At 66.7% G+C, this 23,965-nt stretch carries 30 protein-coding genes and 1 pseudogene; 17 read left to right on the forward strand and 14 right to left on the reverse strand.

The window, feature by feature from the left end; all coding sequences use genetic code 11:
• The first annotated feature begins 22 nt into the window (after positions 1–22).
• From ASE66_RS28425 to rpmG, 3 genes are all read left to right on the forward strand, one after another.
• Positions 23–409, forward strand: a complete 387-nt coding sequence (locus ASE66_RS28425; protein WP_413814295.1) for a DUF983 domain-containing protein — start codon at positions 23–25, stop codon at positions 407–409.
• Positions 406–1,140, forward strand: coding sequence for an NUDIX hydrolase (locus ASE66_RS28430; RefSeq protein ID WP_057193058.1), 735 nt, complete (start codon positions 406–408; stop codon positions 1,138–1,140). The genes ASE66_RS28425 and ASE66_RS28430 overlap by 4 nt, the downstream gene beginning before the upstream one ends.
• A 154-nt stretch (positions 1,141–1,294) precedes the next feature.
• The gene (rpmG, locus tag ASE66_RS28435; protein ID WP_057193060.1) at positions 1,295–1,462 is read left to right on the forward strand and encodes a 50S ribosomal protein L33; all 168 of its coding nucleotides are present in this window, start codon (positions 1,295–1,297) and stop codon (positions 1,460–1,462) included.
• Positions 1,463–1,557: 95 nt separating this feature from the next.
• Here rpmG and ASE66_RS28440 read toward each other — a convergent pair whose 3' ends face one another.
• From ASE66_RS28440 to ASE66_RS31660, 3 genes are all read right to left on the reverse strand, one after another.
• Positions 1,558–2,007, reverse strand: coding sequence for a DUF5662 family protein (locus ASE66_RS28440; RefSeq protein ID WP_057193061.1), 450 nt, complete (start codon positions 2,005–2,007; stop codon positions 1,558–1,560).
• Between the two features lie 160 nt (positions 2,008–2,167).
• Positions 2,168–2,359, reverse strand: coding sequence for a hypothetical protein (locus ASE66_RS28445; protein WP_057193063.1), 192 nt, complete (start codon positions 2,357–2,359; stop codon positions 2,168–2,170).
• Positions 2,360–2,547: 188 nt separating this feature from the next.
• Positions 2,548–2,874: a hypothetical protein gene (locus ASE66_RS31660; protein WP_244495084.1), complete on the reverse strand. Its 327-nt coding sequence runs from the start codon at positions 2,872–2,874 to the stop codon at positions 2,548–2,550.
• Positions 2,875–3,142: 268 nt separating this feature from the next.
• Between ASE66_RS31660 and ASE66_RS28455 the strand changes: the two genes are divergently transcribed.
• On the forward strand, positions 3,143–3,346 hold the full coding sequence (locus ASE66_RS28455; RefSeq protein ID WP_057193066.1) for a hypothetical protein: 204 nt from the start codon (positions 3,143–3,145) through the stop codon (positions 3,344–3,346).
• Positions 3,347–3,630: 284 nt separating this feature from the next.
• Here the strand turns inward: ASE66_RS28455 and ASE66_RS28460 are convergent, their stop codons facing one another.
• Together ASE66_RS28460 and ASE66_RS28465 are read right to left on the reverse strand one after the other, a co-directional pair.
• On the reverse strand, positions 3,631–5,007 hold the full coding sequence (locus ASE66_RS28460; protein ID WP_057193068.1) for a PleD family two-component system response regulator: 1,377 nt from the start codon (positions 5,005–5,007) through the stop codon (positions 3,631–3,633).
• Positions 5,008–5,023: 16 nt separating this feature from the next.
• Positions 5,024–5,395 (reverse strand): response regulator, encoded by a 372-nt coding sequence (locus ASE66_RS28465; protein ID WP_057193070.1) that lies wholly within the window; start codon positions 5,393–5,395, stop codon positions 5,024–5,026.
• A gap of 143 nt (positions 5,396–5,538) precedes the next feature.
• Between ASE66_RS28465 and ASE66_RS28470 the strand changes: the two genes are divergently transcribed.
• The 3 genes and pseudogenes from ASE66_RS28470 to ASE66_RS28475 all read left to right on the forward strand — a co-directional run bounded on the left by ASE66_RS28470 (position 5,539) and on the right by ASE66_RS28475 (position 7,109).
• Positions 5,539–5,829 carry a DUF3572 domain-containing protein gene (locus tag ASE66_RS28470; RefSeq protein WP_057193072.1) on the forward strand — a complete coding sequence of 97 codons (291 nt, stop codon included), beginning with the start codon at positions 5,539–5,541 and terminating at the stop codon, positions 5,827–5,829.
• Positions 5,826–6,027, forward strand: a pseudogene (locus ASE66_RS33495) (hypothetical protein); the annotation flags it as partial. The gene ASE66_RS28470 and the pseudogene ASE66_RS33495, both read left to right, overlap by 4 nt.
• Before the next feature lie 8 nt (positions 6,028–6,035).
• On the forward strand, positions 6,036–7,109 hold the full coding sequence (locus tag ASE66_RS28475) for a DNA polymerase IV (protein ID WP_320409793.1): 1,074 nt from the start codon (positions 6,036–6,038) through the stop codon (positions 7,107–7,109).
• On the opposite strand, the gene ASE66_RS28480 is transcribed toward ASE66_RS28475, so the two are convergent.
• Both ASE66_RS28480 and ASE66_RS28485 read right to left on the reverse strand, forming a co-directional pair.
• Positions 7,066–7,893 carry a cell envelope integrity EipB family protein gene (locus ASE66_RS28480; RefSeq protein WP_057193075.1) on the reverse strand — a complete coding sequence of 276 codons (828 nt, stop codon included), beginning with the start codon at positions 7,891–7,893 and terminating at the stop codon, positions 7,066–7,068. The genes ASE66_RS28475 and ASE66_RS28480 overlap by 44 nt on opposite strands.
• 110 nt (positions 7,894–8,003) lie before the next feature.
• Positions 8,004–8,579, reverse strand: coding sequence for a TetR/AcrR family transcriptional regulator (locus tag ASE66_RS28485; protein ID WP_057193077.1), 576 nt, complete (start codon positions 8,577–8,579; stop codon positions 8,004–8,006).
• 119 nt (positions 8,580–8,698) lie between these two features.
• Between ASE66_RS28485 and ASE66_RS28490 the strand changes: the two genes are divergently transcribed.
• The 9 genes from ASE66_RS28490 (at position 8,699) to ASE66_RS28530 (ending at position 15,457) form a co-directional block, all read left to right on the forward strand.
• The gene (locus tag ASE66_RS28490) at positions 8,699–9,511 is read left to right on the forward strand and encodes an SDR family NAD(P)-dependent oxidoreductase (RefSeq protein ID WP_057193484.1); all 813 of its coding nucleotides are present in this window, start codon (positions 8,699–8,701) and stop codon (positions 9,509–9,511) included.
• A gap of 107 nt (positions 9,512–9,618) precedes the next feature.
• Positions 9,619–10,092 (forward strand): RidA family protein, encoded by a 474-nt coding sequence (locus ASE66_RS28495; RefSeq protein WP_057193079.1) that lies wholly within the window; start codon positions 9,619–9,621, stop codon positions 10,090–10,092.
• Positions 10,092–10,841 carry a glycerophosphodiester phosphodiesterase family protein gene (locus ASE66_RS28500; RefSeq protein WP_057193081.1) on the forward strand — a complete coding sequence of 250 codons (750 nt, stop codon included), beginning with the start codon at positions 10,092–10,094 and terminating at the stop codon, positions 10,839–10,841. Before ASE66_RS28495 ends, ASE66_RS28500 begins: the two co-directional genes overlap by 1 nt.
• Entirely contained in the window at positions 10,838–12,073 is a 1,236-nt protein-coding gene (locus ASE66_RS28505; protein WP_057193083.1) for a GNAT family N-acetyltransferase, read from the forward strand. Before ASE66_RS28500 ends, ASE66_RS28505 begins: the two co-directional genes overlap by 4 nt.
• Positions 12,074–12,105: 32 nt before the next feature.
• The gene (locus ASE66_RS28510; protein ID WP_057193085.1) at positions 12,106–12,534 is read left to right on the forward strand and encodes an HIT family protein; all 429 of its coding nucleotides are present in this window, start codon (positions 12,106–12,108) and stop codon (positions 12,532–12,534) included.
• 64 nt (positions 12,535–12,598) lie between these two features.
• Positions 12,599–13,066 (forward strand): carboxymuconolactone decarboxylase family protein, encoded by a 468-nt coding sequence (locus ASE66_RS28515; protein ID WP_057193087.1) that lies wholly within the window; start codon positions 12,599–12,601, stop codon positions 13,064–13,066.
• A gap of 70 nt (positions 13,067–13,136) precedes the next feature.
• On the forward strand, positions 13,137–13,610 hold the full coding sequence (locus ASE66_RS28520; RefSeq protein ID WP_057193089.1) for a carboxymuconolactone decarboxylase family protein: 474 nt from the start codon (positions 13,137–13,139) through the stop codon (positions 13,608–13,610).
• Positions 13,611–13,620: 10 nt separating this feature from the next.
• Positions 13,621–14,508: a sigma-70 family RNA polymerase sigma factor gene (locus tag ASE66_RS28525; RefSeq protein WP_057193090.1), complete on the forward strand. Its 888-nt coding sequence runs from the start codon at positions 13,621–13,623 to the stop codon at positions 14,506–14,508.
• 163 nt (positions 14,509–14,671) lie between these two features.
• Positions 14,672–15,457, forward strand: coding sequence for a M48 family metallopeptidase (locus tag ASE66_RS28530; protein WP_057193092.1), 786 nt, complete (start codon positions 14,672–14,674; stop codon positions 15,455–15,457).
• Between the two features lie 89 nt (positions 15,458–15,546).
• Here ASE66_RS28530 and ASE66_RS28535 read toward each other — a convergent pair whose 3' ends face one another.
• From ASE66_RS28535 to ASE66_RS28565, 7 genes are all read right to left on the reverse strand, one after another.
• Entirely contained in the window at positions 15,547–15,903 is a 357-nt protein-coding gene (locus ASE66_RS28535) for an AzlD domain-containing protein (protein WP_057193093.1), read from the reverse strand.
• Complete coding sequence (locus ASE66_RS28540) at positions 15,900–16,634, reverse strand: AzlC family ABC transporter permease (protein ID WP_082613784.1); 735 nt, start codon at positions 16,632–16,634, stop codon at positions 15,900–15,902. Before ASE66_RS28540 ends, ASE66_RS28535 begins: the two co-directional genes overlap by 4 nt.
• Before the next feature lie 218 nt (positions 16,635–16,852).
• The gene (locus ASE66_RS28545) at positions 16,853–17,128 is read right to left on the reverse strand and encodes a hypothetical protein (protein WP_057193097.1); all 276 of its coding nucleotides are present in this window, start codon (positions 17,126–17,128) and stop codon (positions 16,853–16,855) included.
• Between the two features lie 3 nt (positions 17,129–17,131).
• Positions 17,132–19,642: an ATP-dependent Clp protease ATP-binding subunit ClpA gene (gene clpA, locus ASE66_RS28550; RefSeq protein ID WP_057193100.1), complete on the reverse strand. Its 2,511-nt coding sequence runs from the start codon at positions 19,640–19,642 to the stop codon at positions 17,132–17,134.
• Between the two features lie 46 nt (positions 19,643–19,688).
• Positions 19,689–20,030, reverse strand: coding sequence for an ATP-dependent Clp protease adapter ClpS (clpS, locus tag ASE66_RS28555; RefSeq protein WP_244495103.1), 342 nt, complete (start codon positions 20,028–20,030; stop codon positions 19,689–19,691).
• Between the two features lie 270 nt (positions 20,031–20,300).
• Complete coding sequence (locus ASE66_RS28560) at positions 20,301–21,386, reverse strand: aromatic ring-hydroxylating oxygenase subunit alpha (RefSeq protein ID WP_057193102.1); 1,086 nt, start codon at positions 21,384–21,386, stop codon at positions 20,301–20,303.
• Positions 21,387–21,581: 195 nt separating this feature from the next.
• Entirely contained in the window at positions 21,582–21,926 is a 345-nt protein-coding gene (locus tag ASE66_RS28565; protein ID WP_057193105.1) for a phasin family protein, read from the reverse strand.
• Positions 21,927–22,309: 383 nt separating this feature from the next.
• On the opposite strand from ASE66_RS28565, the gene ASE66_RS28570 reads away from it, so the two are divergent.
• Entirely contained in the window at positions 22,310–23,950 is a 1,641-nt protein-coding gene (locus ASE66_RS28570; protein ID WP_413814296.1) for an SPOR domain-containing protein, read from the forward strand.
• Positions 23,951–23,965: the final 15 nt, after the last annotated feature.

Below are 23,965 nucleotides of genomic sequence, written 5' to 3' on the forward strand. Positions count from 1 at the left end.
GGCTCGCGACTGGCGTCAGGCTATGCGTCGCGGCCTCTTCGGCCGCTGCCCGCATTGCGGCGAGGGCCGGCTCTTCCGCGCCTTCCTGAAGCCGGTCGATTCCTGCCAGGCCTGCGGCGAGACCCTGCACCACCAGCGCGCCGACGACCTGCCGCCCTATATCGTCATCACCATCGTCGCCCATGTCGTGGTCGGTGGCATCCTGCTGGCCGAGAAGTACAGCGACTGGTCGATCGCCCTGCACCTCTGGGTCTGGCTGCCGCTGACTGTCGTGCTGAGCCTTGTCCTGATGCAGCCGGCGAAGGGCGCGGTCATCGGCCTGCAGTGGGCGTTGCGCATGCACGGCTTCGGCGGCGCCATGCCCAAGCCCGAGCGCCAGCCCGCCATGAAGGCCGTGGGGGGCCGATGAGCGACCACACCATCACCCTGACCCAGGCCGAGCGGGCGCGCACCAACGTCAACCTGCGCCCACGCGACGCCGCGACCATGCTGATCCTCGATCATTCCGGGAAGAAGCCCAGGGTGCTGATGGGCAAGCGCCATCCCGGTCACAAGTTCATGCCGGGCAAGTACGTCTTCCCGGGCGGCCGCATCGAGGCGGGCGACCGCCGCATGGCCGCGACCGGCGCCCTCTCCACCCCTTGCGAGCAGCGCCTGCTCGCCCGCTGCGTGCGCCCGAGCATCCAGCGCGGCCGTGCCCTGGCGCTCGCCGCGATCCGCGAGACCTTCGAGGAGACAGGCCTGCTCTTCGGCAACGCCGATTACGGCTCCCCCGAGAATTCGCCCGAGGGCGTCTGGGCCGACTTCGCCGCCAAGGGGATCTTCCCCGATCTCGGCGCGATCACCTTCGTCGCCCGCGCCATCACGCCGCCGCGCCGGCCCAAGCGCTTCGACACGCGCTTCTTCGCCGTCGATGCCCGCGCCGTCGCTGGCAAGGTCGAGGGCGTGATCGGTCCCGATTCGGAGCTCATCGACCTCGTCTCCGTGACCTTCGACGAGGCGCGCGAGCTCGACCTGCCGACCATCACCAAGGTGATCATCGCCGAGGTGGAGGAGCGGCTGAAGGCCGGATTCGGCCCGCATCTGCCGGTTCCGTTCTATTGGGAGAAGCGCGGCAGCTTCGTGCGCGAGTTGCTCTGACGCAAACGGTGGCGGAGAATCCGGTCCCCCGCCCGATATTCCTTGACTTGCCAGCGCCGATACGGCATTCCCCGCCCATCGGATTGCCGGGTTCGCCCGGCCGTTTTGTTTTTTGCGCGGGCCCAGGCGGCCCCATCTATTCGAGGGCTCGCCCATGGCCAAGGCCGTGACCATCAAGATCAAGCTCATCTCGACCGCGGACACCGGGTTCTTCTACGTGACCAAGAAGAACTCGCGCACCATGACCGAGAAGATGTCGAAGAAGAAGTACGACCCGATCGCGCGCAAGCACGTCGAGTTCAAGGAAACCAAGATCAAGTAAGGCCAACCGCCTTAACTGACTGGATTTCCACGCAAAAAGCCGCCCTGTTCGGGGCGGCTTTTTCGTTTGCCGGTGTCCGCTGGAAGAAGGCTCGCCTACATCCAGCCCAGGCGCTGCGCCGTGTTGATCAGGATGGCGCGCAGTTGCGGGTCGAGGCGATGACGGCTGCTGTTGATCTCGATGCCCTTGGCGATGCTGTCATGGCGGTATGGCTCGCCCGCTGCTTTCCAGTCGCAAAACATCTCGACGAGGTCGAACAGGTCCATGCCCGCAACACCGCGCTCCCCGTAGAACTCGGGATGATGCGGGTTGACCGCGTGATGGCTCGCAATGGCATGCTTCATCTCCTCGGAGCGGACATGCGGATCTCCGAAGCGATGCTCGAAATTGGGCGGATTGGCATCGCGCGCAGGCTTTTCAGCCGGCCCGAGCTTGCTGGCATCGTGGACCTCGCCACGGCGGGCAAGCTCCGCGGCACAGGCCGCGAGCAACTCTTGAACGCGGCGAATATGGCGCAGCGTATCGGCCGTAGAATCGTAGCTCATCACGACAGGTTAGCGGATCGGCCCGGGCTCGATAATCCACACCCGCCCCCGCACCGTCCTCGTGCCGATCCTCCGGCGAATAAGGCGGTCCCGGCTCCAACGCGCTGAAACCAGGCTCGGGAGCGGCCCTGGGCCTTCACGGTCCGAGCCGTGACGGCCGTCACGTCTGGCCGGCCGCGCGCTCCGTCAGCAGCGCGTTGAGCCGGTCCTGCTTCTCGTTGAGCAGGTCCGACAGCCTTTCCTCGCTTCCCGAGCCGGAGGCGGCGGTGGCCTGCTCCGTCAGGTCGGAGATTTGCCTGCGCAGGAGCGCAATCAGATCGTCCAGCGCTTCATGATTGCCGTTCTCCGCCATGGCCGATGCCTCCGTCCGTCTCGATACCGGGCAGCGAGCTACCTGCATTGCAGATGACGGCAAGGCAGGATCTCGCGGTCTTCGGTAGCCTTCCAGGCAACACACATTTGCGCCATGGCGAGGCAAATTCAATCGCCCCGACGTTGCACCGCCACCGGGCTACCCCGGCTTTCCAAGCCTGCGTCCGCTCAGAACGCCGGCTTCGGCACGAACAGGCAGAACGGCCGCTGTGACGGCGCGATCACCGTGCCGGTCAGCATTCCGCCACTGCGGCAGATGTGAAAGCGCCCGTCCTTTGAGACCCGCGTATTCTGCTCCGCGACGAAATGCCCGTCATGGGTAAGGTATCCGCCCGGAACGATGCGCGGCTCCGGCTCGCGCGCATCGGCGTCGAGGCCCATCGGCCAGCAATCGCGGTCGCTGCAGCAATCGTATGGGTACCAGCTATGCGCGTGAACAGGCCCTCCGCCCCACGACAACAGCGCGAGGCAGAGCGCCGATGCGATGAGACGCATGGGTCGCTCCTTGGCGAGGATGTCAGGCCAGCAACTTCGCAGCCGAAAAGCAGGGCATACGAATCGTCGTCAGATTAGCATGAGATGACGACGGTTGATGCTCTGCATAGCTAGGCCGTCTAATCCCTGAGCGGTACTCGCCCATAAACTCGCCCGACGCCTGAACGCCGTCGGCGCTTTCCAGTTCTTCGCTCGCCGCTGGCGCCGAGGGCTTCGATCTTCTAGCCTGCCCGCGCGGCACTGCCCGTGCCATCCGCAGGAGCGCCTTTTGAACACCGGCCCAGATTCAGCCGAACCACCACCGCGCCCGGGCGGGCTGGTGCGCGGCTTCCTGCGCCTGATCGTCGAGGTCGATGAGTCGCGCCGCTGGACGCACCGGCTGAGGGCCGCCTTGCTGCTTCTGCTGCTGCTCGTCGGCATCGGCCTGCTCGGCTACTGGGTGCCGGAGGTGATCGAGCGCTACCTGCACTGAAGCAGGCGCCGGGGCTCGCTACACCCAAAAACAAGGTGGCCGGCCGACGACGGGGCTGAGGAGGCCAGGATCCCGCCATCGACCGGCCGAGCCCAGCGGTGACCCAGGAGATGCGGCGGAACCTGGGCTGCCGAAGGGCGTTCCGGACGGCTGCTCAGCAGCCGTTCTCTTGGAAATCACCCTACGTGGAAGCCCCCTCGAATCAATCGAATCCGATTGATTCACCAATATTCATCGAAACTTAACCCTACTTGGAAACCTTACCGGCCCGGCGCCCCTGCCCTTCAGGCGGCGCTGGCGACGATGACGCGATTGCGGCCCGCGGCCTTGGCCCGGTAGACCGCCTCGTCTGCCCGTTTCATCATCTCGACCGGCCCGCCATCACCCGCCCGCCGGCTGGCGACGCCGATGGACACCGTCACGGAAATCGCGCGCTGCCCGCGCTGGATCTGGAAAGGCTCGCCCTCGACCCGCTTGCGGATCCGTTCGGCGACCGCCTGTGCCGCGTCGAGCGCCGTGTCAGGCAGCACGACGACGATCTCCTCGCCGCCCATGCGCGCCACCAGATCGATGCCGCGCGTGCAGGTGCGCACCCGGTCTGCGAATTCGCGCAGCACCTCGTCGCCGGCATCATGGCCCCAGCTGTCGTTGACCGCCTTGAAGCGATCGACATCGAGCACCAGCAGCGAGAGCGTCCGCGCCCGCAGCGCCGACTCGTCGAACAGGGTCGAAAGCCGGCTGTCGAGATAGCGGCGATTATGCAGGCCGGTGAGCTGATCCATCACCGCCATTTCCATCGAGGACTGCACGCTGTCGCGCAGCCGCTCGGCGAAGCGCTTGCGACGGACCAGAGTCCGCGCCCGCGCCAGCAATTCGTTGCGGTCGATCGGCCGGACCAGGAAATCATGCGCGCCGATCTCGAGCCCGCGCAGCACGCGGGACTTGTCCGCTGCCTCGCCGAGCAGGAGCACCGAGAGATTGCGGGTCCGCTCGAGCGTGCGCAGCTGGCTGCAAAGTCGGAGGCCGTCGTAATCCTTCAAATCCAGGCTCACCAGCACGATCTCGAAATCGCCCTCGGCGGCGCGGGTCAGCGCCGTCTGCGCATCCGGCTCGGTCTCGATCGAGTGGAAGGCCGACAGCGCCTGGGTCAACCGTTCGGCGATCAGCGGCCGATCCTCGATCAAGAGGACGCGGCCGTTGAGCCCGGTTTCCGCCGCGGCGGCCGCCAGCGGATCGGCGATGCCGAGCTGGCGCGAGGCGAGCGCGCGCTGGCGCAGTTCGTCGGTCACCGACTTCAGCCGCACCAGACTGCGCACCCGCGCGAACAGGGCGATGTCGTCGATCGGCTTTGTCAGGAAGTCATCGGCGCCGGCATCAAGCCCCTTCAGCCGGTCGCTCGGCTGGTCGAGCGTCGTCACCATGACCACCGGGATATGCGCCGTGGTCGCGCTGCTCTTCAGCCGGCGGCAGACCTCGAACCCGTTCATGCCCGGCATCATCACATCGAGCAGGACGATGTCGGTCTCGCCGCGCTCGCAGATCTCCAGCGCATCGATCCCGTTCATCGCCGTGACGACGTCGAAGTACTCGGCGCCGAGCTTGGCTTCGAGCAGCTTCACATTCGCGGGAATGTCATCGACGACCAGCACCCGTGCGGACATGGCTCAGCGCTTCCCTTCAGGCCGAGCCGACATAGGCGCGCACCGTCTCGAGGAACTTGCCCACCGAGATCGGCTTGGAGATATAGGCCTCGCAGCCACCCTCCCGGATGCGTTCCTCGTCACCCTTCATCGCAAAGGCGGTGACCGCGATCACGGGGATCGACTTCAGCGCATCGTCCTCCTTGATCCATTTCGTCACCTCCAGCCCGGACACTTCCGGCAGCTGGATGTCCATCAGGATGAGGTCGGGATGGTGCGTGCGCGCCAGCTCGATCGCCTCGATGCCGTCGGCCGTCTTGAGCGTCGCATAGCCATGAGCCTCCAACAGGTCGTTGAAGAGCTTCATGTTGAGCTCGTTGTCCTCGACGATCAGAACCGTCTTCTTCATCTATCCCCCAGTCCGTACAGCCCCGGTTGTCCAGTGCGCCGGATTTTCCAGGCTGTCGGCCGCGTTCAGTGCTAGGCTTAACATGCGAGCAGTTGACGAAACGCAAACCTGAACCCAGACTCGCCGATTATAGATAGATAGCCATGCCGCACCCGATCACCAGCGAGGAAGCGCAGACGCTGGCGCTCAAGGCACTCGCCTTCCTCGCCTCCGAGCCCGAGCGCCTCGAGCCCTTCCTGGCTGTCACCGGCCTCGGCCCCACCACTCTGCGCAGCGCCGCGCAGGAGCCCGGTTTCCTCCTCGGCGTGCTCGACCATCTCTGCGCCAGCGATTCGCTGCTGCTCGAGTTTGCCGGAAATCTGAGCTTGAATCCGGACCTGCTCGCGCAGGCGCGCGAAGTCCTGGCCGGTCCGCCCGAAGCCTTCGAGCCGTGAGCGGCCCGGGCGGCCCGGCCGTCTCTGCCCGGGTGCTGTGCCGCGACTGCCTGCAGGATCATGACGAAGCCGCCGCGCCGGCGCGCCGCTGCCCTGCCTGCGGCTCGCCGCGGCTGCTCCGCCATGCCGAGCGCGACAGCCTCCACCTCGCCCATATCGACTGCGACGCCTTCTACGCCGCGATCGAGAAGCGCGACGNCTGCTACATCGCCCGCATGTCCGGGGTGCGCTCGGCCATGCCGATGTTCCAGGCCCTGAAGGCCTGCCCCGAAGCCGTCGTGGTCAAGCCGGACATGGCAAAATACGTCGCGGTCGGCCGTCAGGTCCGCAAACTGATGCAGGAGCTGACGCCATTGGTCGAGCCGCTCTCGATCGACGAGGCCTTCCTCGACCTCGGCGGCACCGAGCGGCTCCACCATGCCAGCCCGGCGCTCACCCTCGCCCGCTTCCAGCGCCGGATCGAGGACGAGATCGGCATCACCATCTCGGTCGGGCTTTCCTACGCCAAATTCCTCGCCAAGGTCGCCTCCGATCTCGACAAGCCGCGCGGCTTCGCGATCATCGGCCAGGCCGAGGCCGTCGCCTTCCTGGCCCAGAAGCCGGTCGGCATGATCCCCGGCATCGGCAAGGCCGGTGCGGCCAAGCTGGCGCAATCGGGCTTCCGCGTCATCGGCGACCTCGCCAAGGCCGAGATCGCGACGCTCTATCGCCTGGTCGGCAAGGACGGGCCACGCCTCAGGAACCTCGCGCTCGGCATCGACCCGCGCAAGGTCACGGTCGAGCACGAGGCCAAGACCGTCTCATCCGAGACGACGCTCGACGTCGACCTCGCCCGCTTCGAGGAACTGGAGCCGATCCTCTGGCGGCTCTGCGAGAAGACCTCGCGGCGCCTGAAGGCGCAGGAGCTCGCCGGGCGCACCGTGACCCTCAAGCTCAAGACCCACGATTTCCACCTGATCACCCGCGCCGTCCGACTGCCCGAGCCGAGCCAGCTCGCGGCGCGCCTCTTCGCCGCCGGGCGCGATCTGCTCAGGCGCGAATGCACCGGGCCGCGCTACCGGCTGATCGGCATCGGCATGAGCGATTTCTCCGACCCGTCCGAAGCCGATCGCGGCGACCTTGCCGACCTGCACACCCCGAAGCTGAAGGCGATGGAAACCGCCCTCGACAAGGTCCGCGCCAAATTCGGCGACGCCGCGATCGAGAAGGGCCTGTCGCTGCGCGACAGGCGCAGGGTTACTTCGAGCAGCCGCTCGCCGGAAGCAGATCCAGACGCGTGAGCGTGCCGCGCAGCGCAAACGAGCCGTAATCGAGCCGGATCGCGCCGGTGACGCCGTTCTCATAGAGCTCGAAGGAAACGGTGTAAGCCGGTGTGCTCTCGCCCGAACCGACCTTGAAATAAGAGATCGTCACCGGCCAGCGCGCGAGCTTCTCGAATTCCGGCTTCTGCAGCGGCGCTTCGGCCGGCGCCTTTGCGATCTTGCGGCCGATCACCGAGAGCGTGTCGTAGACGTCCTTGCCGCTGTTGGCGCCGTCATAGAGGCGGACATTGAAGGTGTTCTTGCCCTCGCGCGCCGCCTGGATCACCGCCTTCATCTGCTCGTTCGGGAACATCGCGGCGCTCGCCTCGCGATGCGTCTCGGCCTTGGGAGCGCGCAAATTGACCTCGTAACCGGCCTCGCTCTTCTTGGCCGTGCCGTCGACGACGTCGGCGGGCGCGCCGGCGGTCGAGCTCTCGGTCTTGAAGCGATAGCTCTTGGCGTCGCCTTCCTCGAAGCTGGTGGTGCGCGCGTCGATCACGCGGGGCCCGCCCTCGCTGGTCAGTTCGGTGACCTGGCGGAAGGAGAGCGCGTAGCCGTCGCAGGCATCGCCGGAGAAGTCGAAGGCGATGCGGCCGCGCGCCGTGGTGATGTCGCGCGAGGGTTTGCCGTCGTCGAGCACGAGATCGTAGACCGCCCGATGCGGCACCAGCACGACGCGCTCCGCCGAAGCCGGCGTCTGCGCCCAGGCTCCCGTGGCCGCCATCACCGCCAGGCCTGCGATCCCGCCGCGATACGTCTTCATGCCGATCCTCGATTCGCGCTCTTAGCCGGGTCGAACTGCAGCCCGATCGAATCTAGGTGCATTGCGGCAATGGCGCAAACAAGGCGGGACAACACCGAGCGTGGCGCCCGTCACGCCTCCGCGGACTGAAGCGCAGCCCCCGCCGCGGCGAGGATCTCGTCCGACAACGCCGCGTCGTCGACCATGCGGGAGAGGACGAGCGCGCCGACCAAGGTGGCGTAGTTCGCAATAGCGCTCGTCCTGCGCTCATCCGCGGTTGCGCCGGGCTCGATGGCGGACAGGCCCGCGATTGCCGCGCGCACCCCTTCCGTCGCGGCCAGGCGCGAGGCCTCGCCCTGGCGCGCAATATCGCAACCGAGCGCCGCCACCGGACAGCCCTGCCCGGGATCGTCGCGATGCGAGGGCGACAGATAGCGGCTGACAATCGCCTGCAGCGGCGCCTCTGGCTCCGCCGATTTCGCCTCGGCGGCCCATCGATTGGAATGGACGAAAGCGCGCCCGAGCGCCTGGGCAGCAAGGTCGTCCTTCGACGAGAAATGCCCGTAGAAGCCGCCATGGGTCAGGCCGACCGCCTTCATCACATCGGCGACGCCGACCCCATCGAAGCCGCGCTCGCGAAACATCGTCGACGCCGTGTCGAGAATGCGCTCGCGGTTCTCCGCCATCTGCTCGCGGCTGACCCGCATCGATCCGCTCCTTCGAAATCCAGAAATCCGGCCTTGACTCTTTATATGATCATGATCATGTAAATTCAATCATGATGATCATCATGAAAAAGAATCTCGAATTCGAACAGGAGATGGACATGGCTACGCAGCAGCTCGGCACCGCCCTCATCACCGGCGCCTCGACCGGCATCGGCGCCGTCTACGCCGACAGATTGGCCCGCCGTGGCTATGACCTCGTCCTCGTCGCCCGCGATACGGCGCGCCTCGAAGTGCTCGCCGACCGCCTCCGGCGCGAGACCGGCCGCAAGGTCGAATGGCTCAAGGCTGATCTGACGGCGAAGGCGGAGCTCGCCGAGGTCGAGCGGCGCCTGCGCGAGGACCAGAGCCTGACCCTGCTGGTCAACAATGCCGGCATGTCCGTCTCCGGCACGCTGGTCGAAGGCGACATCGACCGCTTCCAGGCCATGATCGAGCTCAACGTCATCGCCCCGACCCGGCTCGCGGCCGCTGCGGCTCGCAACTTCGTGACCCGCAAGCAGGGTGCGATCGTCAACATCGCCTCGGTGCTGGCGCTGGCGCCGGAGCTGTTCAACGGCAGCTACAGTGGCACCAAGGCCTATATGCTGAACCTCAGCCTCTCGCTGCAAAGGGAACTCGAGGCAGCCGGCGTCCGCGTCCAGGCCGTATTGCCGGGAGCGACCCGCACCGAGATCTGGGCCCGGGCCGGCGTCGATGTCGACGGCTTCCCGCCCGAGATGGTGATGGAGGTCGACGATATGGTCGATGCAGCGCTGGCCGGCTTCGACCAGGGCGAGCTCGTCACCATTCCCTCGCTGCCGGATCCCGCCGACTTCGAGCGCTACAGCGCGGCGCGGCTGGCTCTCGGCCCCAATCTCTCGCGCAACCGGCCTGCCGAGCGCTATCTGGCGAAGCGTTCGGACGCCGCCTGACCTGCCCTGCTCGGCAGGCGCATCGGCCAAGCCGCGTCGTGCTTGCGACCCGGCCTGCCATCGGCGATGAAAGGCTCCTGTCCAGCACAGGCCGGGAGCCTCTCATCATGAACGCCATCGACACCAAGCTCGCCGCCCTCGGCATCACCCTGCCCGCCCCGGCCGCGCCGGTCGCGAACTACGTGCCCTATGTGATCACCGGCGATCTGCTGATCATCTCCGGCCAGCTCTGCTTCGGCCTCGACGGCAAGCTCTCCGAGGCTCACAAGGGCAAGCTCGGCGCCGAAATCTTCAACGAGGCCGGGCTCGAGGCGGCCAAGCTCTGCGCCATCAACGTGCTCGCCCAGGCGAAGGCGGCGCTCGGCGGCGATCTCGGCCGGATCCGGCGCTGCGTGCGCCTCGGCGGCTTCATCAACGCCACCCCGCATTTTGCTGCCCTGCCGGCGATCATGAACGGTGCCTCCGACTTCATGGTCGAGGTGCTCGGCGATGCCGGCCGCCATGCCCGCTCGACCATCGGCGTCGCCAACCTGCCGGCCGACGCCGCCGTCGAGGTCGAAGCCATGTTCGAGATCGCCTGATGGCAGCGCAGGCCTGGCTCACCGCCCGCCCGATCGCGCATCGTGGCCTGCACGATGTCGCCGGCGGCATCATCGAGAACTCGCTCTCGGCGGCCGCCGGCGCCATCGCCGGCAACTTCGCCATCGAATGCGACGTCCAGCTCAGCGCCGATGAGGAGGCTCTCGTCTTCCACGACTTCGTCCTCGACCGCCTCACCGCCGAGAGTGGCCGCGTCGATGCGCGGAAGGCAGCAGAACTCGCGCAGATCGGGCTGAAGGGCGCGAGCGACCGCATCCCGACGCTCACCGCCTTCCTCGATGCCATCGGCGGCCAGACGCCACTGGTGATCGAGATCAAGAGCCGCTTTGACGGCGATCTGCGCTTGGCGAAGCGCACCGCTGAGATCCTCGCCGGCCACAAGGGCCAGCCGATCGTGCTGAAATCCTTCGATCCCGTGATCGTCGCGGCCTTGCGCGAGCTCGCGCCCGGCTTCGCCCGCGGCATCGTCGCGATGAACGAATACGACTATGGCGACTATGTCCGCCTTTCGCCTGGGCAGAAGCATGCGCTCGCCAACCTCCTGCATTTCGAGGAGAGCCGGCCGGACTTCGTCTCCTGGAAGGTCGCCGACCTGCCGAGCGCCGCGCCCTTCCTTTGCCGCAAGGCACTGGGCCTGCCGCTGATGAGCTGGACAGTGCGCACGCCGGAAGATCGCGCGCGTGCGGCCGAGCATGCCGACCAGATGGTCTTCGAGGGCTTTTTGCCTTGAGCGAAACCGGCACACGCGAAACTCTCAGGGTCCGCGTTGCCACCTCGCTGAAAAGCGTCCCGGCCGCAGACTGGGACGCCTGCGCCAATCCGGGCGCTGGCCGGCCGCTTGAATCGGTCTCCGAGCAAGCGGAATCAATCTCTCAAGCAGACCCGGACAACCCTTTCGTTTCGCACGCTTTTCTGCGCGCTTTGGAAGAGAGCGGCTGCGTCGGCGGCCGCACCGGCTGGTCGCCGGCCTATCTCCTGGTCGAGGACGCCGACGACCGCCTGATCGCCGCTGCGCCGTCCTTCGTGAAGGGCCATAGCCAGGGCGAATATGTCTTCGACCATAGCTGGGCCGAGGCCTATATGCGCGCCGGCGGGCGCTACTATCCGAAGGTCCAGGTCGCAGCTCCCTTCACCCCCGCAACCGGCCCGCGCCTGCTCGTCGCCGAAGGGCCGCACGCCGGCGAAGCGCGCGAAGCCCTGATCGCCGGGCTCGACGCACTTCGCGAGCAGGTCCGCGGTTCCTCGATCCACGTCACCTTCGCGCAGGAGCCGGACATGGCGACGCTGCTGGAGGCGGGCTTCCTCGAGCGTCACGACATCCAGTTCCATTGGCAGAACCAGGGCTTCGGCAGCTATGACGACTTCCTTGGCACGCTGGCCTCGCGCAAGCGCAAGGCGCTGAAGCGCGAGCGGCGCGAGGCCCTCTCTGCCGGGATCGAGGTCGCGGTGCTCTCGGGCTCGGATTTGACCGAAAGCGTCTGGGATGATTTCCACGCGTTCTACGAGGACACCGGCTCGCGCAAATGGGGCCGGCCCTATCTCAACCGCCGCTTCTTCTCGGAGATCGGTGAGCGCATGGGCGAGCGCGTCGTGCTGATGCTCGCCCGCCGCGCCGGCCGCAACATTGCCGGCGCCATCAATTTTCGTGGCGGCAACACGCTGTACGGCCGCAACTGGGGCTGCATCGAGGACCATCCCTTCCTGCATTTCGAGCTCTGCTATCACCAGGCCATCGACTATGCGATCGCGCACAAGCTGATCCGCGTCGAAGCCGGCGCCCAGGGCGAGCACAAGCTCGCCCGCGGCTATCGCCCGGTGATCACCCGTTCGGCTCATCTCCTCGCCGATCCCGGCCTTGCCCGTGCCGTCGCCGCCTACCTGCCGGACGAGCGCCGTGAGATCGCCTCTGCAGTGGCTGCGCTTGCGCAGGAGAGCCCCTTCCGCAAGGCTGGCGACATCTGAACTATCTCTTCGAACCACCGGGACACGCGCCGATGACCGCCTATGATCCAAACAACATTTTTGCCAAGATCCTGCGCGGCGAATTGCCGGCCCATCGCGTCTATGAGGACGACCGGGCGCTCGCCTTCCTCGACATCATGCCGCGCGCGCCCGGCCACACGTTGGTGATCCCGAAGAATCCGGCCCGCAACCTCCTCGACATCGACGCCGGCGATCTCGGCTATGTCGCGACAATCGCCCAGCGGATCGCACGGGCGCAGATGAAAGCCTTCGGCGCCGACGGCATCACCGTGCAGCAGTTCAACGAGAGCGCCGGCGGCCAGGTCGTCTTCCACCTGCACGTCCATGTGATCCCGCGCCATGACGGCGTCGCGATGAAGCCGCCAGCCAGCGAGATGGCCAAGCCCGAGGACCTGGCGGCTGCCGCAGAAAAAATTCGCGCAGCGCTGAAAAATATCTGAGAGGCATGTCACGTGGGCGCTGGCCGTCTCGTCTTGTCTTCATCACCACCCGATGGAGAGAACGATGACCCAGCGCCTCAATGCCTTCCAGACCGCCCCCGACGCCTACAAGGCCATGCTCGGCCTGCAGGAGTACGTGAACCAGACCCAGCTGGAACACAGCCTGCAGGAGCTGGTGAAGATCCGGGCCTCGCAGATCAACCGCTGCGCCTATTGCCTGCACATGCACATCGCCGACGCCCGCAAGGCCGGCGAGAGCGAAGCTCGCATCAACCTGCTCAGCGCCTGGGAAGAGTCCGAGCTCTATACCCCGCGCGAGCGCGCCGCTTTGCGCTGGACCGAGGAACTGACCCACGTCGCCGACCGCAGCCCGAGCGACGCGGCCTTTGCCGAATTGCGTGAGCATTTCAGCGAGAAAGACTGCGTCGACCTCTCGGTCGCCATTGGCATGATCAACCTCTGGAACCGGCTGAATTGCGGCTTCCGCACCCGGCATCCGAACGATCGTCGCCGCGAGCCGGCCGCCGCCTGAGTTCAACCTCGTTGCCAGTAGCCCGGTGCGAGCGCGCCGGGCCGGAACGCCCAACACGAAAGCCCCCGTCATGAGCAAGCGTCTCAACCCCTACGTCACCGCCCCCGACACCATGAAGCCGATGATCGCGCTCGAAGCCTCGATCAAGGAGAGCGGCCTCGAGCACAGCCTGATCCATCTCGTGAAGATGCGGGCCTCGCAGATCAATGGCTGCGCTTATTGCCTGCACATGCACTCGGCCGATGCGATCAAGGAGGGCGAGAGCCCGGCCCGCCTGTTCCTGCTCGACGCCTGGCACGAGTCGGTGCTCTATACCCCCCGCGAGCGCGCCGCCCTCGCCTGGACCGATGCGCTGACGCTGATCTCGCAGAGCCATGCGCCAGACGAGGCCTATGACGAGGTCGTCAGCCAGTTCAGTCCGGAGGAGGTGGTGAAGCTCACCTTGCTGATCGGCACAATCAACAGCTGGAATCGGATATCGATCGGCTTCCGCTCGGCCCATCCCCACGACCGGCCGGCCAAGTCCGACGCAACCGCCGCCTGAGACGCGTCCCATGGCCGCCCCGGATGACATCTTCGAGACGCATCGCCATTTCCTGACCCGCCTCGCCTATCGCATGCTCGGCTCGGTCAGCGATGCCGAGGATATCGTCCAGGAGGCCTGGCTGCGCTGGCGCGATGTCCCGCAGGGCGAGATCGAGGCGCCGCGCGCCTATCTCGCCCGCACCGTCACGCGCCTCTGCCTCGACCAGATGAAATCAGCCCGCAGCAAGCGCGAATTCTATGTCGGGGCCTGGCTGCCCGAGCCTTTGGTCGAGGAGATCGGCGCGGCCGAATCCGATCTCGACACCCAGCTAGACGCCCCGATCGCGCTGATGCTGGCGCTCGAACGGCTGACGCCGCTCGAGCGCGCCGCCTTTCTGCTGCATGACATCTTCGACCTCGACTTCGCCGAGATCGCCCGCACCATCGACCGCAGCGAGAGCGCCTGCCGCCAGCTCGCCAAGCGCGCCCGGGAGCATGTCCGCATCGACATGCCGCCGCGCAACAAGGTCGAGCCCGCCGAGGCCAAACGCTTCGTCGAGGCCTTCTTCAAGGCCGCCCACAAGGCCGACACCAGCGACCTGCAGACCCTGCTCGCGCAGGACATCGCCTTCCACAGCGACGGCGGCGGCAAGGTGCTGTCGATTATCAACTCGCTTTACGGCATCGACCGCGTCCTGCGCTTCTTCGCCGGCATCGCCAGCAAGGTCGCCCATCGCCACAAGACGACGACCCTGTTCAGGCCGGTGATGATCAACGGCATGCCGGGCTATCTCAGCCTCGAACGCGGCGAGACCCTGCAGGCGACGGCCCTCGACATCCGCGACGGACGCGTCCACGCGATCTACGTCGTGCGCAATCCGGACAAGCTTCGGCACATCTCGCTGACGGCGGACTAGGTCCTCCCAACGCCCTACCCCGTTCGCGCTCGTGCGGCGATTATGGCTCAAATGTGAACAAGGCAACCCGGCCAGCTGATTTGCATCTGCTCAGGAGCCTTGCGCAATGAATTTTGATATTTCTCAAGTTAAGCACCCAAAAGAAAAGCTTTACGGCAGCATCATGCTCGCCGTCGGAATCGCAATCTGGGCCGTCCTGCTCGGTGTCATTGCCGTCGCCCTGTTGAGTGGCTCGATCTGGCACGGGCTCGTGCTGCTCTTCTATTTCGGCATCTTCTGGCTGGTCTCCTATTGGGCGCGCGCCCTCACCCGCGCCTACATGGTCGGCCATTTCGTCATGGTCGGCCCCGACCAGTTCCCGCACATCCACCGCATGATCGAGGATGGCGCCCGCGCGCTCGGGCTACGCGAGATCCCGCAGACCTTCGTCTACAACTCCAGCGGCGTCCTGAACGCGATGGCGCTGCGCCTCGTCGGCCGGCAGCGCTATATCTGGCTGACCTCGGCCCTGCTCGACGCCGACAATGACGAGCAGGTCCGCTTCGTCATCGGCCATGAGCTCGGCCACCACGTCGCCGGCCATCTCGACGAGCCCTGGAGCTATCTGCGCTTCCCCGGCCATATCATCCCGTTCCTCGGCGCCGCCTACTCCCGCGGCCGCGAATTGACCTGCGACCGGATCGGCGCGCTCGTCGCCCGCGATCTGCAGGCCGCCCGCACCGGCCTGCAGATGCTGGCCTGCGGCAGCGCCAAGCTGAACGCCCAGATGAACCCCGACGCCTTCCAGAAGCAGGAGCAGATGGTGCCCGGCATCGCCGGCTTCTTCCTGAAGATCGTCTCGCATTATCCGCGCCACACCCGCCGCGTCGAGGCGGTGACGCAATGGTACAAGACGCAGCCGGCTGTCGGTCAGTCGATCCGCCCGAGCTTCGCACCGCGGACGGCATGAGAGCTGCCGCGGATCTCGACGCATCATCGAACCGGCGCCCTCTCGGCGCCGGTTTTCATATGGAGAGGCCCTGGAGCAGGGCTCGGCCTTCAGCTCAGCCACACGGCGCCGCCGATCAGCACCGCCTCGCCGGCCAGCACCGCCAGCATCACCTTGCGCCGGAAGGCGAGCACGACCGCGACCGCGACGGCGAGCGCCGCCAGCCTGACCGTGAGCGGCACGGCGGCGAGCGCGCCGGGCGCCGCCAGCACCAGCTTGGCGACGACCCCGGCGAGCAGCGCCATCGCGACCAGCCTCACCCATTCGAGCCAGGGCGAGTTCTCGTCGAGCCGCCGCGCGAAGACGACCGCGAGCCAGCGCCAGATCTCGGTCGGCAGCACCGCGAACAGGACAAGCGCGAGATAGGGCCACCACGGCCCATCGAGGAACGCGATCGGCTGCGTCATCCGGCGCTCCCCCGCGTCATGCGCCAACGCTGGACGAGAAAAGCGACGCTGCCGCCGACGAGGCCGCTGGCGATCAGGTCGAAGCCGCCGCCGATCGCCCAGCCAGCCAGCGGCGCAAGGGCGAGACCGAGACTGATCGCGATCGTATCGCCAAGTCCGCGGATACCAGCGACCATCGAGGACAGGAAGAAGATCGGCGTCAGGCAGAGCAACCCGGCCGCGACCGGCGCCGGCACCACGCCGGCAAGCTGGAAGCCGACGAAAGTGGTGAACGCGCTGACGACGATCAGCGCATTGGCGAAGCCGAAAAAATAGGGCACGCGCTGCTCGGACGGAATGTTCGGCAGCCGTCGCAGCGCCTCGACCCAGGACGTGACCGCGACACAATGGGCGATCAGCATCTGCTGCGCCATGCTTTGCCCCGGCCGGCGGAGCAGCGGCAGCAAAGCCACCGTCATCGGCAGGAAGCGCAAGGAAGCAAAGCCGATGGCAAGCGCGATCGCGCTCCAGGCCGCGCCGGCGGCGACCGAGGCGAAGAACAGCACCTGCGACGGGCCGGCCCAGACCAGGATGGTCGAGAGCACGGCCACCTCCACGGGATAGCCGACGTCGCGCGCCAGCGTGCCGACCCCCATCAGCGAGAGCCCGACCACCCAGGCCGGCAGCATCACCGCATCACGAAAGCCGCGCCCCCATGGTCGCAGCCAATGATTGGACGCTACTTCGGTCATGCCACCCTAGCTCTGCGCCATTCGATGACTGTCAGCACAATTCTGCGCCGGAGAGCTCTGCGACAACTGAAGGTCGGGTGGTTTGAGGATCGAATCATTGGACCGACAGACACGAAAAAGGCCCGCAGCGGCTGCGAGCCCTTTCGTTTAAGCGCATTACGGCTGTCGCATGACAGCCACCGGTTCGCGCGCCCGCTTTGCGTCGGACGCAAGTCGGATCAGACGCTCTTCATCGCGAGCCCGATCAGCTCCTGGAAGAAGTCCACGGCTTCCTTCGGTATGCCACCGACGGCGCGATAGCCGAGATAGAGCAGATAGAGGAAGGCCGGCACGAGAATCCAGCCCAGCACTTCCTCGAAGACGATGCGCCGACGCCGCCGGCGCGCTCGCTTCTCGAACCAGCCGAGCTTTTCCTTGGGCGCGGGAGCTGCCGCCTCTGCGGCGACCTCTCCCTCCTGCGCCCAGACACTTTCGGACTTGCGCTTGAAAAACACCGATCAGGCCTTGGTCAACGGAACCTTCGGGACGGTACGCACGCTGCGCGCCTTCGGCGGCTCGACCGGCGCATCCGGCTTCGGACCGCGCTTGGCGCTGCCGGACGAGGCAGCCTTGGCCTTGCCCGGCGTTTTCGCCCGCGGCTTGCGCGTCCGTTTCTCGGCCGCGGCAGCGACGTCCTTCTCCGGCTTGGGCTTCACCGGCCCGTCGGGGAATTCGAGGCCGAGCACCTTGATGCCGGTCTCGGACTGGATCACCACCACCTTGACCGCGCCGCCATTCTTCAGCCGGCCGAACAGCACCTCGTCGGCCAGCGGCGTCTTGATCGTCTGCTGGATCAAGCGGGCCATCGGCCGGGCCCCCATCGCCTCGTCATAGCCGTTCTCGACCAGCCATTCGCGCGCCTCGTCCGAGAGCTCGATGGTGACGTTGCGATCGGCGAGCTGCGCCTCGAGCTGCAGCACGAACTTGTCGACGACGCGGGCGACCACGGTCTTCGGCAGGTGGCCGAAGGAGATCACCGAATCGAGCCGGTTGCGGAATTCCGGCGCGAACAGCTTGTTGATCGCCTCGGTGTCGTCGCCCTCGCGCTTCTGGCGGGTGAAGCCATAGGCGTTCCTGGCCATGTCGGCGGCTCCGGCATTGGTCGTCATGATCAGGATGACGTTCCTGAAATCGACCTGCTTGCCGTTGTTGTCGGTCAGCTTGCCGTGGTCCATCACCTGCAGGAGGATGTTGAACAGGTCGGGATGGGCCTTCTCGATCTCGTCGAGCAGCAGCACGCAGTGCGGATGCTGGTCGATCTGGTCGGTCAAGAGGCCGCCCTGGTCGAAGCCGACATAGCCCGGAGGCGCGCCGATCAGCCGCGAGACGGTATGGCGCTCCATGTACTCCGACATGTCGAAGCGCACGAGCTCGACGCCGAGCGAGGACGCGAGCTGGCGCGCGACCTCGGTCTTGCCGACGCCGGTCGGGCCGGCGAAAAGGTAGCAGCCTATTGGCTTCTCGCCGTCGCGCAGGCCGGCGCGGGCCAGCTTGATCGAGGAGGACAGCGCCTCGATCGCCTTCTCCTGGCCGTAGACGGTGCGCTTCAGCGTGGTCTCGAGATTGCGCAGCACCTCGGCATCGTCCTTGGAGACGGTCTTGGCCGGAATGCGCGCCATCGTCGCAACCGCCGCCTCGATCTCCTTGACGCCGATGGTCTTCTTGCGCTTGGCCTCGGTCACCAGCATCTGCGAGGCGCCGGTCTCGTCGATCACGTCGATCGCCTTGTCCGGCAGCTTGCGGTCATGGATGTAGCGCGCCGACAGCTCCACCGCCGCCTTGATGGCGTCGTTGGTGTAGCGCAGCTTGTGGAACTCCTCGAAATAGGGCTTCAGCCCCTTGAGGATCTCGATCGTGTCCGGAACCGACGGCTCGTTGACGTCGATCTTCTGGAAGCGTCGCACCAGCGCCCGGTCCTTCTCGAAATACTGGCGGTATTCCTTGTAGGTGGTCGAGCCGATGCAGCGCAGCCCGCCCGAGGCGAGTGCCGGCTTCAGCAGGTTCGAGGCGTCCATGGCGCCGCCCGAGGTCGCGCCGGCGCCGATCACCGTATGGATCTCGTCGATGAACATGATCGCCTTGGGGTGGGCCTCGATCTCCTTCATCACCTGCTTGAGGCGTTCCTCGAAATCGCCGCGATAGCGCGTGCCGGCGAGCAGCGTGCCCATGTCGAGCGAGAAGACGGTCGCGTCCTCCAGCACCTCGGGCACCTCGCCGCGCACGATCTTGAGCGCCAGGCCCTCGGCAATCGCGGTCTTGCCGACGCCGGGGTCGCCGACCAGCAGCGGATTGTTCTTCTGCCGGCGGCAGAGAATCTGGATCGTGCGCTGCACCTCGGGCTCGCGGCCGATCAGCGGATCGATGCGCCCATCCCGCGCCTTGCGGTTGAGGTTGACGCAGTAAGCGTCGAGCGCGCTTTCCTTTTTCTTCTTGTCCTTGTCGCCGTCATTGGTCTGCTCGCTGCGCTGCTCGCGCTGCTGCTCGGCCTCCTCCTCGGCGCCGCGCACGGGCCGGCTCTCGCTGGAGCCGGGGCGCTTGGCGATGCCGTGGCTGATGTAGTTGACCGCGTCGTAGCGGGTCATGTCCTGCTCCTGCAGGAAGTAGGCGGCGTGGCTCTCGCGCTCGGCGAACATCGCCACGAGCACGTTTGCCCCGGTCACCTCCTCGCGGCCGGACGACTGGACATGGATCACCGCGCGCTGGATCACGCGCTGGAAGCCGGCGGTCGGCTTGGAATCGTCGCGCCCGTCGGTGACGAGGTTGGTCAGCTCCGCGTCGATGTAATCGACGAGGTTGCGGCGCAGCGTGTCGAGATCGACGCTGCAGGCGCGCATCACTGCGGCCGCGTCCTGGTCATCGACCAGCGCGAGCAGCAGATGCTCCAGCGTCGCATATTCATGGTGGCGTTCATTGGCGAGCGCGAGGGCCCGATGAAGCGCCTGTTCGAGGCTGCGCGAGAAGCTCGGCAAGGTCAGCGCTCCCAGTCCAGTTTCGAAAGATTGATGGTGTTCAAAGCTACTTTTTCTCCATCACGCATTGCAGCGGATGCATGTGCTTGCGGGCGAGGTCCATCACCAGGGTGACCTTGGTCTCGGCGACCTCGTAGGTGAAGACGCCGCATTCGCCGACGCCGTTCTGATGGACGTGCATCATGATGCGTGTCGCTTCGGACCGGTCCTTGTTGAAGAACCGCTCCAGCACATGCACCACGAACTCCATCGGCGTGTAGTCGTCGTTGAGGATCAGCACGCGGTAGAGGTTGGGTTTGCGCGTCCTGGTGCGGGTCAGGACGGCGGTGCCGGCCCCGGTGCGGTCGCTATCGGTCGGGCCGGACGGCGCCCGCGGCTTCGAAGCCAGACGCGGCGCAAACGAAGACGCGTTCCCGCGCGGCTGCGCGCCGGCTGGCAGGTCCTGATCGATCGGCGTACTGGCTGCTTGGCTCAAGGTGTCCGTCCCGAAGGCTGACCTCAAGATAGTGCTTCGCTCACGAATTTACAGACGTCTCCCCTGCTCCGCCAGCCCGTTGCGGCGGCAGGCCACAGCGAACCGTCATTTTTGAACCGGACGAATAAAAGCCCGGCCAGGAATAGCCGGGTTTCTCAGGGTCTTGCGGCGCTGCGAGCGATTTCAGGTGCGCCAGCGCAGCCGTTCGGGAGTCAGCACATTGGTGAAAGCCTGTCCGTCGCGCCGAGCCGTCGCATAGTCGCGCTTCAAGCGGAAATACCATTGCGCCAGCCGGTCGGCCTGCCCGAGCAGCAGCATGGTCGGCTTGCGCTCGAGCCCCTGCTGGGCGAGTTCGAGGATGTGCTGGTCCTGGCGCAGGAAGGCGCGCGCCGCCCACCTGATCACCGGCGCAAGCGGCATGAGCTGCGGCAGGTCCGAGAGCAGTACATTGGTGAGCAGCGTCCGCCCGCCATCGATCGGCGTGGCGAAGGTCGCGTTGACGATCGAGCGCTCGCCCATGCGGATGCGCTCGATCCGCTGGCCCGGCAGCAGGAAGTCGACCTCCGTCTGCGGCCGCCCCAGCAGGCGATAGCCGCGCGAATTCGCCGCCGCCTTGTGCGCCTTCATCCGGAAGCCGAACGGCAGCGGCTCGAAGTCCTTGACCTTTTCCTGCGCCGTCGCGTTCGGCCGCCACCACCAGGAATTATGGACGTAGCCGACATGACCCGGGTCGATCAGGCTGAGCACGCTGAGATCGTAGGAGGCCTCGACCAGCACCGAGACCGCGACGCGACAGCGCGACGGGCCTGTCAGCGTCAACGCCGGCACCGGCGGCGCATGCTCGGGCCGCGCGCCCGGATAGAGCCAGATGATGCCGTCGCTCTCGCGAATCGGGAAGTCGCCGACCTTGACTTGGCCGGGATCGGTGACGTCGCCCTCGACCAGCGTCGGCATCGCCCGGCAGCGGCCATCGGCCCCGAAGCGCCAGCCATGGAAGGGGCAGGTGATCGCGACGCCGTCGAATCGCCCCTCGGACAAGGGGGCGCCGCGATGCGGGCAGCGGTCGCGCAGGGCGAAGAGTTCACCCAGCTTGGTGCGGCCGATCACGAACTGCTCGCCGAGAACGGTCACGCTCGCCATCGCGCCGGGCGCCAGGCTGCCGGTGCTCCTGACGCAGTACCAGGCCTCCCGCGGTGGCTCGCGGAACTCGCTCGCCGGCGGCGGCCCCGCGGCGGTCGATGCGTCCATAGCAATCGTCGAACGGCTCATTGCGGCTCCTGGCTCACCTCGCCGCCATCCGGCGAATGGCGACGAGCGCAGGCAGCCGCCTGCCAGTTGCAACAGCATTGCCGCGACGGTGATCCCGGGATTCGGCCCGTAAACGCAAAGAAGCCCGGCCGAGGCCGGGCTTCTTGAAATTCTCAGGTGATCAGCTGCAGCCGGGCGAAGCCGGCCGCTCTGAAATCACTTGGCCGGGGTCGGGACGGCCTTGGCGACGATGCCCTCGAACGGCTTGTAGGCGTCCTTGGCGATCGCGGCATAGAGCTCGCCGATCTTGGTGACCTGGGCGACATAGCCCTCGAAAGCGGTCTTGACGTAGTCGGTCTGGATCTCGATCGCCTTGTCGAGCGTCTTGACGCCGGAGAGCTTCTCGATCGTGGCCGTGCCGGCCTCGAACGACTTCTTGGCGTAATCGGTTGCCTCGACGGCGAGAGCCTGCACGCCCTTCGAGGTGGCGCCGAAAGCCTTCAGGGCCGCATCGACGTTCTCTTTGGAAGCCTTCTGGATGGTCTCGAACTGCTGGATCATTGTTCCTCCGACGCTCGCGGGCGCCGCCTCTGCTGACGAGCCTAACGGCCCGGGTTCCGTGTCCCCAAGGTCAGATGAAGGGTTCATCACCGGGACGACCCTGATATTGTGCACCGCAACATAAAAGTCAAGATCGCGCTGCAATGCACCAAGCGCAGAGCCCCCCAGCGTGCATCGGCAACGGTTTGCAACCGGACAGCTTCAATGCTGGATTTTTTTCGCTTAACTCCTCCGTAACCGCATCCACCTAACCTCATCTCCTGTGTCCTTCGCGCCACGCTGCAAAGCCTGCGACGGACGGGTGGGTTTGAGTTGAGGCGAGTTGCATGGCTTCTGGTTGCGTTGGGTCCCGACGCGGACGCTGGCTTGCGTTCATCGGGTTGGTGAGTGCTGCTGCCGTCGTGCTGACCGCGACGGTTTCGCCTGCCGAGGCGGCGCGCAAGAAGCGGCGCCATGTCTCGGGCGGCTACGCCCCGCCCTATGCGGCGATGGTCGTCGACGCCAAGACCGGCCGCACCCTGCACGCCGTCAACGAGGATGCGCCGCGCATCCCGGCCTCGCTCACCAAGGTGATGACGCTCTACATGCTGTTCGAGCAGATGGAGCGCGGCCGCTTCGGCATGAATTCGGAGCTCAAAGTCTCGGCCTATGCCGCCTCGCAGCCGCCGACCAAGCTCGGCCTGCGCGCCGGTTCGACCATCGAGGTCGAGGACGCGATCAAGAGCATGATCACCCTCTCGGCCAACGACTCCTCCGTCGTGGTCGCCGAGAACATCGCCGGTTCGGAAGAAGCCTTCGCCGAGCAGATGACGCGCAAGGCGCGCTCGCTCGGCATGGATTCGACGCGCTTCTACAACCCGCACGGCCTGCCGAACTCGCCGCCGAACATCACGACGGCGCGCGATCTCACCATCCTGGCGCGGGCGATCCAGGAGCGCTTTCCGCGCTACTTCCCGCTCTTCCAGATGCGCTCATTCCAGTACGGCTCCCGCACGATCCGCGGGCACAACCGCCTGCTCGGCCGCATCGAGGGCGTCGACGGCATCAAGACCGGCTACACCCGCGCCTCCGGCTTCAACCTGATGACGTCCGCCAAGGCCGAAGGCCGCCAGATCGTCTCGATCGTGCTCGGCGGCCGCTCCGGCGCGTCGCGCGACAAGATCATGTCCGATCTCGTCCTCGCCAGCCTGCCGCGCGCCAGCACCGGCGGCCGCAGCGCCCCGATGATTGCCGAGGCCTCCGAACCGCAGCAGGAGCGTTACCGCGCGCCCGCCCCGGCTCCGATTCCCGAGCCGCCGGCTCGCCCGGCGCTCGTCGCCCAGGCGCCTGAGCCTGCCCCGGCACCCGCGCCGATGCCGGTGCCGCGTCCGCGCGCCGAGCCCGACGTGCCGCCCGCCGCCCGCGCCTATGCCGCGTCGACGACGACCGCGCAGATCGCCCCGCCGCGTGCCCTCAGCGGCAGCGCCCAGGCGCTCGCCCTCTCCAACATGCGCCCGGTCACCGCGACCACGACGCCATCCGCCATGCGCTGGTCGATCGGCGCCGCACCGGCCGAAGGCAAGGTCCTGCGTCCGCCGGCGAATGTCGACACCACCTCCTCGATCGCCAAGCTCGCCGAGCCGGCGGCCAGGGAGGAGGCCCAGCCCATGCCGAAGAAGATCGAGGCCCGCCTGCCCGAGCCGGCACCGGCACCGGCTCCGGTCAAGGTGGCGCATCTCGCCAAGGCGCCTGAAGCCAAGGCGCCTGAGATCAAGCCGGCCGAGAAGACCGCGATCGCCTCGAAATGGGTGATCCAGCTCGGCGCCACCGACGACGAGGCCAAGGCCAAGGACATCCTGGCCCGGGCCCGTGCCAAGGCCTCCGGCTCGCTCGCAGACGCCTCGCCCTTCACCGAGAAGGTCGAGAAGGGCGGCGCCACGCTGTTCCGCGCCCGCTTCGCCGGTTTCGAGGAGTCCAAGGACGCCGAGAAGGCCTGCGCCCAGCTCAAGCGCGGCGGCTTCTCCTGCTTCGCCACCCGCAGCTGACCGATTGGGAAAGGA

Source organism: Allobosea sp. Root483D1 (genome assembly GCF_001429505.1).
Taxonomy (GTDB): Bacteria; Pseudomonadota; Alphaproteobacteria; order Rhizobiales; family Beijerinckiaceae; genus Allobosea.